The sequence below is a fragment of the Agromyces sp. S2-1-8 genome (assembly GCF_021129215.1).
Lineage (GTDB): Bacteria > Actinomycetota > Actinomycetes > Actinomycetales > Microbacteriaceae > Agromyces > Agromyces chromiiresistens.
In genome coordinates this window covers 1363961-1377128 of record NZ_JAJOLP010000001.1, presented here as the reverse complement: position 1 = coordinate 1377128, position 13168 = coordinate 1363961, and the positions used below count along the sequence as shown (strand labels likewise).

Here is a 13168-nt window from a genome sequence, read left to right as displayed (position 1 = left end):
CTAGTCACCAGCTCGGACCGCCCGCTGCTGTCTCGGAGCGAGTGCCCACGGCGCCACTTCATATCGAGGGCATGATGTTCTGATTCAGGTGGAACGCGTTCGCCGGATCGTAGCGATCCTTCACGGCTGTCAACCGCGCGAGGTGCTCGGGCGCGTACGCACGTCGCACGCCCGCTGAACCCTCGTCGCTGAGTGCGTTGACATACGCGCCACTCGCGAACGACTCCATCGCAGCGGCGTACTTGCGCGCGCCTGCAACCCGCGCCTCGTCATCCTCCGGGTCAACCCACTTCGACGCGCACACGAACTCGAACGCCGTGTCCCGCCGCGAGAACGCCGTCTCCCCCGGAGCCACATCGGCAATCGCTCCGCCGTACGCCTGCAGGCTCACATTCGGCAGATCGTCGCCATCACGGGCGAGCACCGCGTCGATCACCTCGTCGCTCAGCTCGCTGAAGTAGTGGCCCTTCCAGTACCGGCGCCACTCGTGGGCCTCGACGTCGTCTTCGCGGGTCTGGAGCTCGAGGTAGGTCATCGGCACGATCACCCGCTCGAAGCCGGCGTCGACCCCGGCGAGACTCGTCGCGAGCGCGGCTGCCGCGGCCTCGCCGTCGACCGGGTCGCCGACCCAGACGAATCCGAGCGACAGCGTTCCGTCGGAGATGGTCGCGTTGTAGGTCGCGCGCCGGTCGGCTCGGGTACTCTCGTCGCGCCAGCGGCGCATCGCCGCGGCGCCGGATGCCACGGGGTAGAGGTACTCGACCGAGAGCGCGTCGCCTGGCTCGGGGTGCAGCACCAGCTCGAACTCGGTCACGACGCCGAAGTTGCCGCCGCCACCGCGCAGCGCCCAGAACAGCTCGGGGTGGTGGTCTCGGTCGACGCGCAGGATCTCGCCCTCGGCGGTCACGACCTCGAACGAGACGACGTTGTCGCACGTGAGTCCGTGTTGTCGGGCGAGCCAGCCCATGCCGCCGCCGAGCGCGAGCCCGCCGATGCCGGTGTGCGAGACGTTGCCCGCCGTCGTCGCGAGGCTGTGCGCCTGGGCCGCACGGTCGAGTGCACCGAGCAGCGCGCCACCTTGCACGCGGGCTCGTCGCGCCGCGGCATCCACCTCGACCGACCCCATCGGCCGCAGGTCGATCATCAGCCCGCCGTCGGGCACGGCGTGCCCGACGATGCTGTGCCCGCCGCAGCGCACGCCGATCTCGAGGTCGTTCGCGCGCGCGAAGCGGATCGCCTCGGCGACGTCCTCGGCGCTCGAGCAGGCGACGATGTACCGGGGTCTGCGGTCGATCATCGCGTTCCATACGCGCCGCGCGTCGTCGTAGCCGTCGTCACCTGGTTCGAGCGTCTTCATGCGATCTCCCCCGTTCGCTCCGCGCCCGAGGATGCCGCGGACGGGCGCCGGCGTCAAGAGCGAGCCCCACGACGAAGGGCTGGTCGGGCCGCCGATCGCGGGCTACGGTGGGCCGCAGGGAGGCAACATGTCATTCGATGAGCACGTCGATCAGGCGAGCGAGGATGGCTCGGTGCGGCTGCTCGCTCTCCCCGACAGCGTGGACACCAGGCTGTTCATCGAACTCAACCATTTCGCCGGCGCCGATCTGGCGCCTGCATCGCGGGCAATCGGGCTCGCACTCGAGCATCTCGACGCTGACGATGAGGAGGGGATCGCAGGCTTCCTGGTCGACACCGCAGTGATGTCGTATTGCCGAGCGTTCTTCCCGTCGAACGTTCGTGCGTCCCTCAATTCGTATCTTGACGTTCCCGCTGAGTTCGCTTCCACCCACGAGCGCATCTGCGAGTACCGGAACATGGTGATCGCGCATTCGCAGAGCGCACTCATCACGACGTACCCGCACGTCGTGGAACTCTCCGACGGCACGCGAATCGCGCACGCCACCACGATCTCGCAACCGCTCCCCCCGCCCGTGCTCGCGCAGTTCGCAGCACTCGTCGACGCAATAGTGGATCGAGTCGATGAGTTGATCGCGGAAGTCACCTCCAGGCTCGGCGAACAACTCGCCGATGCGCAACCGTTGGATACGACATTCGTCGCGAACCATGAACTCGTCGATGCGTTCACCGCCCGATCGCGGCGGTCGCCGTACCCGACCTCGCACACTCTGTATTGGAGCCCGGCCAACGCGAACGGCCAGACTTTCAAGCCGAGCGACCCGCCGGCTGATCGACTTCGTCCGCGTACTCGTTCCCGCGACAGCTAGGCGCGACGCTCCGATGCGGAGTCGATCGACGCCTCTGAACGCTCGTCAGCGGCCACAACCGCGTTCAACGCCGGCCGGTGCTTCTTCGTCACGAGATACGACCCGGCGAGCACGAGCACGAACCCCACGACCGTCCACACGGTGACCCGCTCCCCCAGCACGACGACGCCGGCGATGATCGCGACGGCCGGGTTCACGTACGTGATGGTGGTCGCCTTGACCGGGCCGATCTCGGCGATGAGGCCGACCATGAGCAAGAAGGCGAGCGCGCTGCAGATCACGGCGAGCACGATCACCGAGACGATGACGGGCGGCGACGGCCAGGCCGTCGGCACGCCGCCGGTGAGCAGTACGAACGGCACGTACGCGATGGCGGCGCCCGCGAGCGAGACGGCCACGATGCCGATGCCGGGCAGGTCGGGCATCCAGCGCGCGAGGATCGCCGGGCCGAGCGCGTAGCCGACGACGACCACGGCCATCTGAGCGACGGCGAACAGGTCCGACCCCGCGACATCCAGGCCGACCAGCGCGGCGACGCCGAGCATGCCGAGCGCGATGCCGATCCAGTTCGTGCCCGAGAGGCGCGCCGGCCGCCCCATGAGGAAGGCGATGGCGACGCCCGCGAGCGGCACCGCGGCGAGCAGCAGCCCGGCGGTCGAGCTCGGCAGCGTCTGCTCGGCCGAGCTCAAGAAGTACCACGGCAGCACGATCTCGACGAGCGTGTACGCGAGCATCGGCTTCCACCGGCGCAGCACCGGCCCGACCTCATGCCGGAACAGCGCGAGCGGCAGCAGAAGGATCGCCGCGAGCCCCGAGCGGGCGAGCACCACCATGCCCGGGTCGAGCTCCGACACGGCGACCTTGATGAACAGATATGGGATGCCCCACGCGACTCCGAGCGCGATGAAGAGGAGCAGTCCGCGACGAGTCACTTGAACATTCTGCCCGTGACGTCCGACATCGGGGCTGTGCTCGACGGCCGAAGTGGCGCGAGATCGCGCCAACTTGCCCGATCGAATTCACACGTGAACGGGGGTCACGCCACGAAGCCGCCGACCAATAGCGTCGGAGTCCAAGCGGCCGTCAGACCGGTCGGCCGCATCGGGGCGACGACGACGGCAAGGAGGCGGACGCACCGTGACCACGACCCGGCCCGACACATTCACGCTCGCCGCGCGTCAGCCCGCGGCATCCGTGATCGCCGAATGCCTGCGCACGCAGGCGACCGCACCGCCGCGCTCGCCAGTCGCACGGCTGTTCGGGCGCACACCGCTGAGCGCCGAGTCGGAGTCCTGGTACCTCGGTGCGCTCGGCGAACTCGAGGTCGCGCGCCGGCTCGACTCGCTCGGGCCCGACTGGCGGGTGTTCCACTCGGTGCCCGTCGGCCGTGGATCGAGCGACATCGACCACGTCGTCGTCGGCCCGCCCGGCGTCTTCACCATCAACACGAAGCACCACGAGGGCCACGACATCTGGCTCGGCTCGAAGCGCCTGCTCGTCAGTGGGCAGCCCACGGACCACCTGCGCAACGCCAGCTTCGAGGCGAAGCGCGCATCGCAGCTGCTCTCGGCGGCGGCGCACGCCCTCATCGAGGTCACGCCGGTGATCGTGATCGTGGGAGCCCGGCGCATCACCGTGCGCGAACGGCCGGCGACCGTGATCGTGCTGCGCGAACGCAGCCTGATCAAGTGGCTGGGTTCGCGGCCGGCGGCCGTGCCGCCCGACGCCGTCGATCGAGTTGCGGATGCCGCGGCGCAGCCTTCGACCTGGCACGAAGCGCCCTCGCTCGAACCTGCCGATGTCGCGGCGTTCGATCAGCTGCGCCGCAACGTCGACGGTGCGCGAACCCGTCGTCGCGGGTGGGCGATCGCCGGTCTGCTTGCGATCCTCGCTGCGCTGCCGCTCGGGGCGGTCTCAGCGTGGACGTCGGTGATGTCGGCGCTGATGCCCTGAGGCGCAGCGCGCGTGGTCTCGATACGCTCCTTCGTCGCTACTCGACCGACGATCGGGTCAGTCGAAGATCCCGTCGAGCACGCTGCCGATGACGAGGCCGCCGAGGATGCCGCCCATGAGGTCGGAGCCTCCGCCGCGGCGTCCGCCGCCCCAGCCCGGGTCGCCCCACTGGCCGGGGCCGCCCTGCGGGCGCGAGGCGTCGATGTCGCGCTGGGCGAGCTGCAGTGCAGCGGCGGCGAGTTGGGCGACGCGGCGGGCCATGAGCATCGCCTGCTCGCGGTGATCCTCGTCGATGACGGTGACGGCCGCGGCGGGCGCGCCGAGGAAGTGATCGAGGTCGAGGCGGATGCGCTCGGACTCGGCCAGTCGGGTGCGGGCGTCGGCGCCGATCCAGCCGCGGTGGCCGGCGATGACGTCGCGCGCGATCGCGAGCTGCCGGTCGGCGTCGTCGATGGCGTGGTGCACGTGCTCGAGCGGCGGAATCGGGCGCGACGCACGCTCGCGGGCGGCGGCGATCGCGGCGTCCAAGCCGGCGTTGGCCTCGCGCAGGCGACTCAGCTGGGTGAACGGGTCGGTGTTGACGCCGGCCGCGGGCATCGCGGCGAGTGCCGCCTGCAGTGTCGCGATCGCCGACGTGACGCCGGGCGTCGCCGGCTCTTTCAGGGCGACGACGAGGTCGGCGCGCGAGTCTTCGACGATAGCCGCGAGCGTGGCCTCGGCGCGCAGCGCCTCGACCTCGAACGTCTCGACCGCATCGAGCAGCGCCGCCGCGCGGCGCACCGACTCGGTCGACGCCTCGAGCGCGAGGTTCGCCTGTTCGCGCTGCCCTGCTTCGCGCCGGCGCTCGGCGACGCCGGCGCTGTGCTCGGCGAATCCGAGCAACTGTTCGGCCTCGGCCGGATTGACCTCGACCTGGGCGAGTGCCTCGTGCGAGTAGCGCGCGGCGAGCCGCTCGATGGTGTCGCGGGTGTGCGGAATGCGCGAGCGCAGCCGCGAGGCATCCGCTCGCACCCCGGCGATGATCTCGGGAGCCCGACGCGCCCGTGCGATCTTGTCGGCGAGGGCGGCGGTGCGCTCGTCGAGCACGTCTTCGGCCCAGTCGCACAGCTGCACGATGCGGGCGTTGCGCATGCGCAGCTCTTCGACGGTGTCGGGGATCTCGTCGTAGTTCAGCTGATTCAGCCGGAACGCCTCGCCCAGGTGCTCGCGCACCGCGGCGAGCGCCTGGCTCAGCTCGGCGGTCGCCTCGTGCCCGAGCTCGGCCTCGGCGAACGCGAGCTCGTCGGCGGTGACGCGCACGCGCTCGTCGGCTTCGACGAGGGCGCTGCCGGCGCGCTTCGCCAAGTCGGCGTCTTGAGCTTGGAGCTCCTGCTCGTCGCGCTTTCGCTTGCCCCAGAATCCGGCCATGCCCTCGATCCTACGGGCGGTGCTTGAAGGCGACTGTGGGCTTCGCAGACGGATGCCTCGGGGCTCGAGTCGGTCGGATGGCGGGGTTCGCCAGCGCCCGAACCATCACGGCATGAGCTGCTGAGGGGCTTCGGGGTAGCCGAGGTCGTTGGGTTCGACTCCGCCGGAGGTGCGCGCGAGCAGATCGGTGGGGCACCAGCCGGTGATCGCTCCGACCATGAGGAATCCCGCGCACGCGGCAGCTGGGATCGCGCACCACAGGGTGTCGAGACTGCTCACCGCGAACGCCGCGAGTACGAGGGCGATGACGCCCCGCACGACACGCTCACCGCGGTTGACTGTGCAGGCCCGCGACCCGACCCGTCGAGACGGGAGGGTCATGCCACGTCGGACTGCTGCGCGAGCTGACGGCGCACGTCATCCATGTCGAGCGCCTTCGCCCCCTCGACGACCTGCTCGAGTTGCGCCGCGTTCAGCGCGCCGGGCTGGGCGAAGACGATGATGCCCTGCCGGAACACCATGAGCGTGGGGATCGAGGTGATGCGGAACCCGGCTGCCAGCGCCTGTTCGGCCTCGGTGTCGACCTTGCCGAAGACGACGTCGGGATGCTGCTCGGAGGCGCGCTCGAAGATGGGGCCGAACACACGGCAGGGGCCGCACCACTCGGCCCAGAAGTCGAGCAGCACGAGATCGTTGTTGCGCACGGTGGACTCGATGGTGTCGTGGGTGATGTTCACGGAAGCCATGACTCGAGGATACCAGAAAATACCCATGGGGTATTGTTGAGGCCATGCACGGACTGCGAACCGCTCTTCTCGCCGCCACCGGTGCGGCCGCCCTCGCCCTCACGGGATGCGCCACGGCCGATCCCGTCGAGCTGACAGCCGATACGGTCGTCATCGACGTACGCACCGCCGACGAGTACGCCGCCGGACACCTGAAAGGTGCCGTCAATCTCGACCTGACGTCCGGCGAGCTCGCCGATCAGCTCCCCCAGCTCGACGACGACTCCGACTACGTCGTCTACTGCCAGTCGGGCAATCGCTCGAGCCAGGCGGCACAACTCCTCGAAGACACGGGCCTCGTCGTCACCGACGCCGGATCGATGCAGCAGGCCGCCTCCGCCACCGGTCTCCCGGTCGTCCCATGAGCACCGGGCGACCGACCCCCTCGGCGACGAGGCCATCCACCGCCCCCGCAGGGCTGGGTCCGACCCCGCGGGATCACACGTCGGACCGAGACACCGGAGGCACACCATGACCAACGCGTCGCTCGACCCCCAGCGCCGTATCGCGAACCGCCTGAAGCGCGCTCGCGGCCAGCTGAATGCCGTGATCGAAGCCGTGGAATCGGGCGCGGACTGCCGAACGGTCGTGACTCAGCTCTCGGCCGTCTCGTCCGCGCTCGATCGCGCAGGCTTCGCCATCATCTCCAGCGCGATGAAGGACTGCGTCGCCGAGCAGGAATCGACCGAGCCCTCCGGCGACGCGCCCGATCAGCCGCTCACGCTCGACGAGCTGGAGAAGCTGTTCCTCTCCCTCGCCTGACGCCTCCCGGCGCCCCGTCGCCATCGGTCGGATTCAATACCCCGGGTGTATTTTGACAATACCCCTGGGGTATTGTTACGGTGGCGGAATGATCTCCAAGCAGTACGTCATCATCGGCGGCGTCGCCGGCGGAATGTCCGCCGCGACCCGGCTGCGCAGGCTCGATGAGCACGCGCAGATCACCGTCCTCGAGCGCGGCGGCCACGTCTCGTTCGCCAACTGCGGCCTTCCGTACTACCTGGGCGGAGTCATCGAGGAGCGCTCGAGTCTCCTGCTCCAAACGCCCCGTTCGCTCGCCGACCGGTTCGGGCTCGACGTGCGCGTCAGGACCGAAGCGGTCGCGATCGATCGCGCGACGCGAACCGTGACGGCACGCGACCTCACGAGCGGGCAGGAGCAGGTGCTGCGCTATGACGCGCTCGTGCTCTCGCCCGGATCGACGCCGGTTCGGCCGCCGATGGAGGGCGGTGAGCGCATGCTCACCCTGTGGAACATCGACGACGTCGACGCCGCGATGAGCGCGCTCGAGGTGAAGCCCCGCACCGCACTCGTCATCGGTGCCGGTTTCATCGGCCTCGAGATGGTCGAGAACCTCATTCACCACGGACTCGACGTCACGCTCGTCGAACTCGCCGACCAGGTGCTGCCGACGATCGACCCGGAGATGGCGGGTCCCGTCGCCCAGCACCTCATCGACGCGGGCGTCGATGTGCGCCTCGGCACGAAGGTCGTCGAACTCGGCGACGACACCGCCGTGCTCGACGACGGTTCCGTGATCCCGGCCGAGTTCGTGCTCGGCTCGGTCGGGGTGCGGCCGGAGACCTCGCTCGCCGTGGCGGCTGGACTGGAGCTCGGCGCTCGAGGCGGCATCCGCGTCGACGAGCGCCTGCAGACGAGCGACCCGAACATCTGGGCCATCGGCGACGCCGTCGAGAAGACCGACGCGATCACCGGCGAGCCCCGGATCGTCGCCCTCGCCGGCCTCGCGAACCGCCACGGGCGACTCGCGGCCGACGCCATCGCGGGCCGGGAGGTCCGCGTTCGCGACGCGCTCGGCACGGCCGTGGTCGGGGTCATGGGCCTCACCGTGGCCACGACCGGGTGGAACGAGAAGCTCCTGCGGGCGCGCGGGCGGGACCTCCGGGTCATCCACACGCACCCGGCGTCGCACACCGGCTACTACCCCGGCGCCGAGCCGATGTCGCTGAAGCTGATCGTCGACGCGGAGACGGACGCGATCCTCGGCGCCCAGGGCGTCGGCGGCGATGGCGTCGACAAGCGCATCGACGTCATCGCGACCGCCATGGCCGCCGGATTGACCGCCGCCGACCTCGCCGACCTCGAGCTCGCCTACGCGCCCCAGTACTCGTCGGCGAAGGACCCGGTGAACATGCTCGGCTACGTCGCCCTGAACGCGGCCGATGGGCTCACTCCGTCGATCCAGTGGCACGAGGTCGATGCGGCCGTGGCCGCCGGGGCGATCGTGCTCGACGTCCGCACCCCGGGCGAGGTCGCCGACGGCGCCATCCCCGGCTCGGTGCGCATCCCGCTCGACGAGTTGCGCGACCGCCTCGACGAGCTTCCCGGCGGCCGGCTCATCGTGCACTGCAAGGTGGGCCAGCGCGGCCACACCGCCGTGCGCCTGCTCGCCCAGCACGGCCGCGACGCCGTCAACCTCGACGGCGGCTACCTCACCTGGAAGGCCGGCAATGACGCGTCCGGTCTCGTTCTGGAGGCCGCCGCCTGACCGGCGGACCCGATCTCCGTCATTCCACCGATCACCGACAACCACCCCTGAGGAGGACCACCCATGTGCAGCCCTGCGACCTGCGACACCTGCGGCAAGACGACCTGGGCCGGCTGCGGCCAGCACGTCGCCGATGTGAAGGCCCACGTGCCTGTCGAGCGATGGTGCGACGGCGACCACCGTCGCTGAAACCCGTCCGTTCATACGACCCGAGAACCCCGAGGAATTCACCATGTGCCGAACCGTCACCTGCCGCAAGTGCGGAAAGACGACCTGGGCCGGCTGCGGCCAGCACGTCGATCAAGTCATGCGCGGCGTCCCGCGCGCGCAGCGCTGCGCCGGGCACGAGCACGAGCCGTCGCAGGGCTTCTTCGCCCGTCTCTTCGGCCGCTGACGCTCTTCGACGTCGAACCGAGGGTCACGAAGGCCGCTGCCCGGCGTCCTGCAATCGGCCCGCTCGGATGTCGCGCCGCGCCAGGTGCAGGGCTTCGCTCGCGAGGTAGGCGACATGCTGCGCCATCGCGATCACGTGCGCTCGGTGGTCTTCGTCCGTCAGGATGATCGGCGCGGTCGAACTGCCGAGGTAGTGGCCGAGATCGATCCGAACGCGTTCGGACTGGGCCAGCTGCGCCAACGCCTCGGGGCCGACCCAGCCCGGGTGACCGGCGACGGTGTCACGCACCAGGTCGAGCTGCTTGTCGGCGTCGTAGATGACGTGGCGTACGTGCTCGGGCGGGGGGACCGGGTGCGTCGCACGCTCGCGAACGGCCGCAATCGCGGCATCCAATGCCTCGTTCGCCGCGCGCAGCCGGTCGAGGCGGGCGATCGGGTCGGTGTTCACGCCGACCTCCGGAAGGTCGGCGAGGGCGGCCCGGAGCTCGGCGATCGCGTTGGCGACGCCGCGCGACTGCGGCTCCTTCAGCGCGGCGGCGAGGCCACGGCGGGACTCGTCGACGAGCGCTGCCAGCTTGGACTCCGCGTGCAACGCCTCGACCTCGTAGGTCTCGACCGCATCGAGCACGGCCGCGGCCCGGCGCACCGCCTCGGTGGATGCCTCGAGCGCGAGATTCGCCTGCTCCCGCTGCCCGGCCGCACGCCGCCGCTCCGCCACGCGCGCAGTGTGCTCGGCGAAGTCGAGCAGCTGTTCCGCCTCGGCGGGATTGGCCGCCACTTCGGCGAGCGCCTCGCCCGAGTAGCGGGCGGCCAACTGCTCGAGGATGTCGCGGGCCTGCGGGATCCGCGAGCGGATGCGTGCAGCATCGGCTCGGACGCCGGCGATGACCTCGGGTGCCCGCCGCGCCAGCGCGAGCCGACGCGCGAGCGTGGAGGACTGCTCGTCGAGCGCGCTCACTGCTGACGTGCACAGTTCGATGATGCGAGCGTCGCGGGCACGCACCTCGTCGGGGGTGCCGCGCACCACGTCGCGATTGGCCCGGTTCAGTCGGAACGCCTCGCTCAGGAGTCCTCGACCCGAAGCGATCGCCTGGCTCAATCCATCGGTCGAGTCGGATCCCAGTTCGGCCTCCGCGAACGCGAGTTCGTCGATGGCGACCCGGATGCGCTCATCGCAGGCGAACAGGGCCGATCCAGCCCGCTTCGCCAAGTCTGCGTCGTGGACCTCGAGTTCGTGCGCATCGCGTCTGCGCCTGACCCCGAACCAGGCCATGCTCCATCATAAGATCGCGACTCAGGGCCCGCCATCGTGCGTCGCGAGCCGCCTGCGCGGCGGGGCGGCGGCGCCGACCCCGGCAGGATCGTAGCGGTGCACTCCGCTCGGGAGGAGAATGGAACGAGTCGGCCGCGCCCGCGTGTCTCGCCGCCGCCCGCGGCCATGCCCCGATCACGGAGGCCGTGATGTCGACCACACCGCCTGAGCACGACGTACCCGCGCCGCACCTCGAACAGACCGAGCAGTCCGCCCCGCCGCAGGCTGCCCTGCCGCAGCCCGCCCCGCCTCCTGCGCGGCCGAACATCCATGTCTCGGCACTCATCGTGTGGCTCACGATATTTCCGCTCGTCGCCATCGTCGGCATGCTGTCGGAACCGTTCACGAGGGGCTGGCATCCCGTGCTGCGGGCCTTCGTACTCACGCTCATCGTCGTGCCGATCGCGGCCTACTGGGTCATGCCGATGATGTTCAAGGGGTATGCCGCGCTCGAACGGCGGCGCGCGGCGCGGCATGCGGCGAAGCGCGTGCCCTAGGCGCGCGGCGCCGCCCGCGTCGGTGCCGCTTACAGGAGAGGAACCCGCCGCTCGAGCTCGTCGAGCACGTAGACCTGCGTCGCCGTCGCCCGGTAGAGACGGAAGGGTGCCGTGCCGGTGACGTCGTCACGAGTCCAGCTGCGGAGGCCCTGCGCCACCGACCGGGTGTCGAACACGGCGAGCGCGGCATCGAGCTCGTCGTCGGGCAGCTCGCCGGCGAGGCCCTCGACGTAGACGGCGATCGCACTGCCGACGGCGACCGTCGAGTCGAAGATCGCGAGTGCGACCTCGGGACGAGCGGCGATGTTCTGGGAATGTCGCGTCGCGAAGCGGGAGACCCAGACGAACTCGCGCAGCTCGTGCTCGGCGAACCAGACGGGCGTCGCCCACGGGTTGCCCGAAGCATCGGCGGTCGCGAGGGTCATGTACGTGTTGGCGTCGACGACGCGGCGGGCGGCTTCAGCAGGTGATGCGTTCACGTCTGAGGGCATGTTCATGGGTATCAGCTCTTGGGTGATGCCGTAAGAGGGAGTGCGCGGGTCCGTGGTCTCGATACGCTCCTTCGTCGCTACTCGACCGACGAGAGGCCGACGGGGTGGTCTCGATACGGCGCTGCGCGGCTACTCGACCGACGAGCGTCACGCGAACGCCGGCTCCGGCGAGGCATCCACCGTGTCGAGGTCGGCCGGCTCTGCGGCATCCAGGGGGTTCGCGAGCTCGTCGCGGCGCATGCGGGCCGCGACGATCGCGACGACGCCGATCACGAGCGGGGCGATGCCGGCGATGAGGAACACGACGGGCAGTCCGACGAGCTCGCCCGCGGGCCCGGCGATCGCCATCGACACCGGCATGAACGCGAGCGAGACGAAGAAGTCGAGGCTCGAGACGCGTCCGAGCATCTCGGGCGGAACCCGGCGCTGCAGCAGCGTTCCCCAGATGACGACGCCGCCGTTGAACGCGGCGCCGACGGCGAACGCGGCGAGTGCCATCACCCACGGCTGGTCGGTCAGGCCGAACACGAGCAGCGGCAGGCAGCCGAGCCCCCACAAGAGGTTCATGACGGTCAGGTACCGGCGCGGCAGCCGCAGGGATGCCACGACCATCGACCCGACCGCGCCGCCGATGCCGAACGCGGCCAGCACGAGCGCGTGGCCCTCGGGGCCGGCGCCCGCGACATCCTTGATGACGAACGGCACGAGCACCTCGAACGGCCCCATGATGATGAGGATGAGCAGCGACGCGAACGCCAGGGTGCCGAGCAGCCACGGCGTGCGCACCATGTAGGCGAATCCGTCGCGCACGTCGACGAGCAGGGCGACGGCCGGATGCCTCGTTCCGCTCGCTCGCTCGCCACGCAGCGGCTGGTCGGGAACCCGCTTGAGGCACACTGCCGCGACCACGCCCGTGAGCGCGGCGACCGCGAGCGCCGCACCCGGCGACGAGACCGCGATGAGCGCGCTCGCGAGCGCCGGGCCGCCGGCCTGCATGAGCACCGGGCGCGCCATGCCCTCGAAGCCGTTGGCGGCGAGCAGTTCGTCTTCGGGCACGACGCTCGGCAGCAGCGCCGAGTACGCCGGGTAGTAGAGGCCCGCCATCACACCGCCGACGAAGGCGACGGCGACGAGGTGCCAGACGTCGAGGGCTCCGGCGAGCGCGAGCAGGGCGACCGCCCCGACGCTCGCGGCGCGCACGACCTCGACCGTGATGAGGATGCGCCGCTGCGGAATGCGATCGGCGAGCGCGCCGCCGAGGAGCGTGGTCAGCAGCATCCCGACCGCAGATGCACCGGCGACGAACGACAGCTCGGCCGCCCCGCCGCCGATGGCGACGATCTGCCAGACGAGGGCGACCATCCAGATGCCCGCACCGATCATCGATGCGACGAGCGCGGCGGCGAGCCACCGGTAGGCGGGGTTCCGCAGGGGGCGGAGGGCCCGAGGTGCAGTCATGATCGTGCTCCTTGCCGAGAGTTCGGATGCTTCGTGAAGCAGGCGCTTCTACTCATGCGTCGAACGGGCAGGGTCGAGATCGACATCCGTCGGTCGAGGGGGCGCGCAGCGCCGTATCGAGACCACGCCGACCTGCTC

Annotated in this window: 15 protein-coding genes; 7 read left to right on the top strand and 8 right to left on the bottom strand. The window is 70.3% G+C overall.

The genetic code is table 11. The features are described from left to right. Nucleotides 1-58 precede the first annotated feature (58 nt). A complete protein-coding gene (locus LR269_RS06210) occupies nt 59-1357 on the bottom strand; it encodes an FAD-binding oxidoreductase (RefSeq protein ID WP_231429899.1) in 1299 nt (432 codons plus the stop codon). A 127-nt stretch (nt 1358-1484) separates the two neighbouring features. Here LR269_RS06210 and LR269_RS06205 point away from each other — a divergent pair, with 127 nt between their 5' ends. Further along, complete coding sequence (locus tag LR269_RS06205; protein WP_231429898.1) at nt 1485-2225, top strand: hypothetical protein; 741 nt, start codon at nt 1485-1487, stop codon at nt 2223-2225. On the opposite strand, the gene LR269_RS06200 is transcribed toward LR269_RS06205, so the two are convergent. Next, nucleotides 2222-3157, bottom strand: coding sequence for a DMT family transporter (locus tag LR269_RS06200; RefSeq protein ID WP_231429897.1), 936 nt, complete (start codon nt 3155-3157; stop codon nt 2222-2224). The two genes, LR269_RS06205 and LR269_RS06200, sit on opposite strands and share 4 nt — an antisense overlap. Before the next feature lie 205 nt (nt 3158-3362). Between LR269_RS06200 and LR269_RS06195 the strand changes: the two genes are divergently transcribed. Next, nucleotides 3363-4178 (top strand): nuclease-related domain-containing protein, encoded by an 816-nt coding sequence (locus LR269_RS06195; RefSeq protein ID WP_231429896.1) that lies wholly within the window; start codon nt 3363-3365, stop codon nt 4176-4178. A gap of 57 nt (nt 4179-4235) precedes the next feature. On the opposite strand, the gene LR269_RS06190 is transcribed toward LR269_RS06195, so the two are convergent. The 3 genes from LR269_RS06190 to trxA form a co-directional block, all read right to left on the bottom strand. Next, nucleotides 4236-5585, bottom strand: a complete 1350-nt coding sequence (locus LR269_RS06190; protein ID WP_231429895.1) for a hypothetical protein — start codon at nt 5583-5585, stop codon at nt 4236-4238. Between the two features lie 105 nt (nt 5586-5690). Further along, nucleotides 5691-5966: a DUF2892 domain-containing protein gene (locus tag LR269_RS18750; RefSeq protein WP_255679849.1), complete on the bottom strand. Its 276-nt coding sequence runs from the start codon at nt 5964-5966 to the stop codon at nt 5691-5693. After that, complete coding sequence (gene trxA, locus LR269_RS06180; RefSeq protein WP_231429893.1) at nt 5963-6331, bottom strand: thioredoxin; 369 nt, start codon at nt 6329-6331, stop codon at nt 5963-5965. The genes LR269_RS18750 and trxA overlap by 4 nt, the downstream gene beginning before the upstream one ends. A gap of 44 nt (nt 6332-6375) precedes the next feature. Here trxA and LR269_RS06175 point away from each other — a divergent pair, with 44 nt between their 5' ends. The 4 genes from LR269_RS06175 (at nt 6376) to LR269_RS06160 (ending at nt 9273) form a co-directional block, all read left to right on the top strand. After that, entirely contained in the window at nt 6376-6735 is a 360-nt protein-coding gene (locus LR269_RS06175) for a rhodanese-like domain-containing protein (protein WP_231429892.1), read from the top strand. 106 nt (nt 6736-6841) lie between these two features. After that, nucleotides 6842-7132: a metal-sensitive transcriptional regulator gene (locus LR269_RS06170; protein ID WP_231429891.1), complete on the top strand. Its 291-nt coding sequence runs from the start codon at nt 6842-6844 to the stop codon at nt 7130-7132. Nucleotides 7133-7220: 88 nt separating this feature from the next. Further along, nucleotides 7221-8879, top strand: a complete 1659-nt coding sequence (locus LR269_RS06165; protein ID WP_231429890.1) for an FAD-dependent oxidoreductase — start codon at nt 7221-7223, stop codon at nt 8877-8879. A 232-nt stretch (nt 8880-9111) separates the two neighbouring features. After that, nucleotides 9112-9273, top strand: a complete 162-nt coding sequence (locus tag LR269_RS06160) for a hypothetical protein (RefSeq protein ID WP_231429889.1) — start codon at nt 9112-9114, stop codon at nt 9271-9273. 24 nt (nt 9274-9297) lie between these two features. Here the strand turns inward: LR269_RS06160 and LR269_RS06155 are convergent, their stop codons facing one another. Beyond that, entirely contained in the window at nt 9298-10482 is a 1185-nt protein-coding gene (locus LR269_RS06155) for a hypothetical protein (protein ID WP_231429888.1), read from the bottom strand. 251 nt (nt 10483-10733) lie between these two features. Between LR269_RS06155 and LR269_RS06150 the strand changes: the two genes are divergently transcribed. Next, nucleotides 10734-11081 (top strand): hypothetical protein, encoded by a 348-nt coding sequence (locus LR269_RS06150; RefSeq protein ID WP_231429887.1) that lies wholly within the window; start codon nt 10734-10736, stop codon nt 11079-11081. A 29-nt stretch (nt 11082-11110) separates the two neighbouring features. Here the strand turns inward: LR269_RS06150 and LR269_RS06145 are convergent, their stop codons facing one another. Both LR269_RS06145 and LR269_RS06140 read right to left on the bottom strand, forming a co-directional pair. Continuing rightward, on the bottom strand, nt 11111-11578 hold the full coding sequence (locus LR269_RS06145) for a pyridoxamine 5'-phosphate oxidase family protein (protein WP_231429886.1): 468 nt from the start codon (nt 11576-11578) through the stop codon (nt 11111-11113). A gap of 141 nt (nt 11579-11719) precedes the next feature. Continuing rightward, nucleotides 11720-13030: an MFS transporter gene (locus LR269_RS06140; RefSeq protein WP_231429885.1), complete on the bottom strand. Its 1311-nt coding sequence runs from the start codon at nt 13028-13030 to the stop codon at nt 11720-11722. Between the last annotated feature and the right edge of the window lie 138 nt (nt 13031-13168).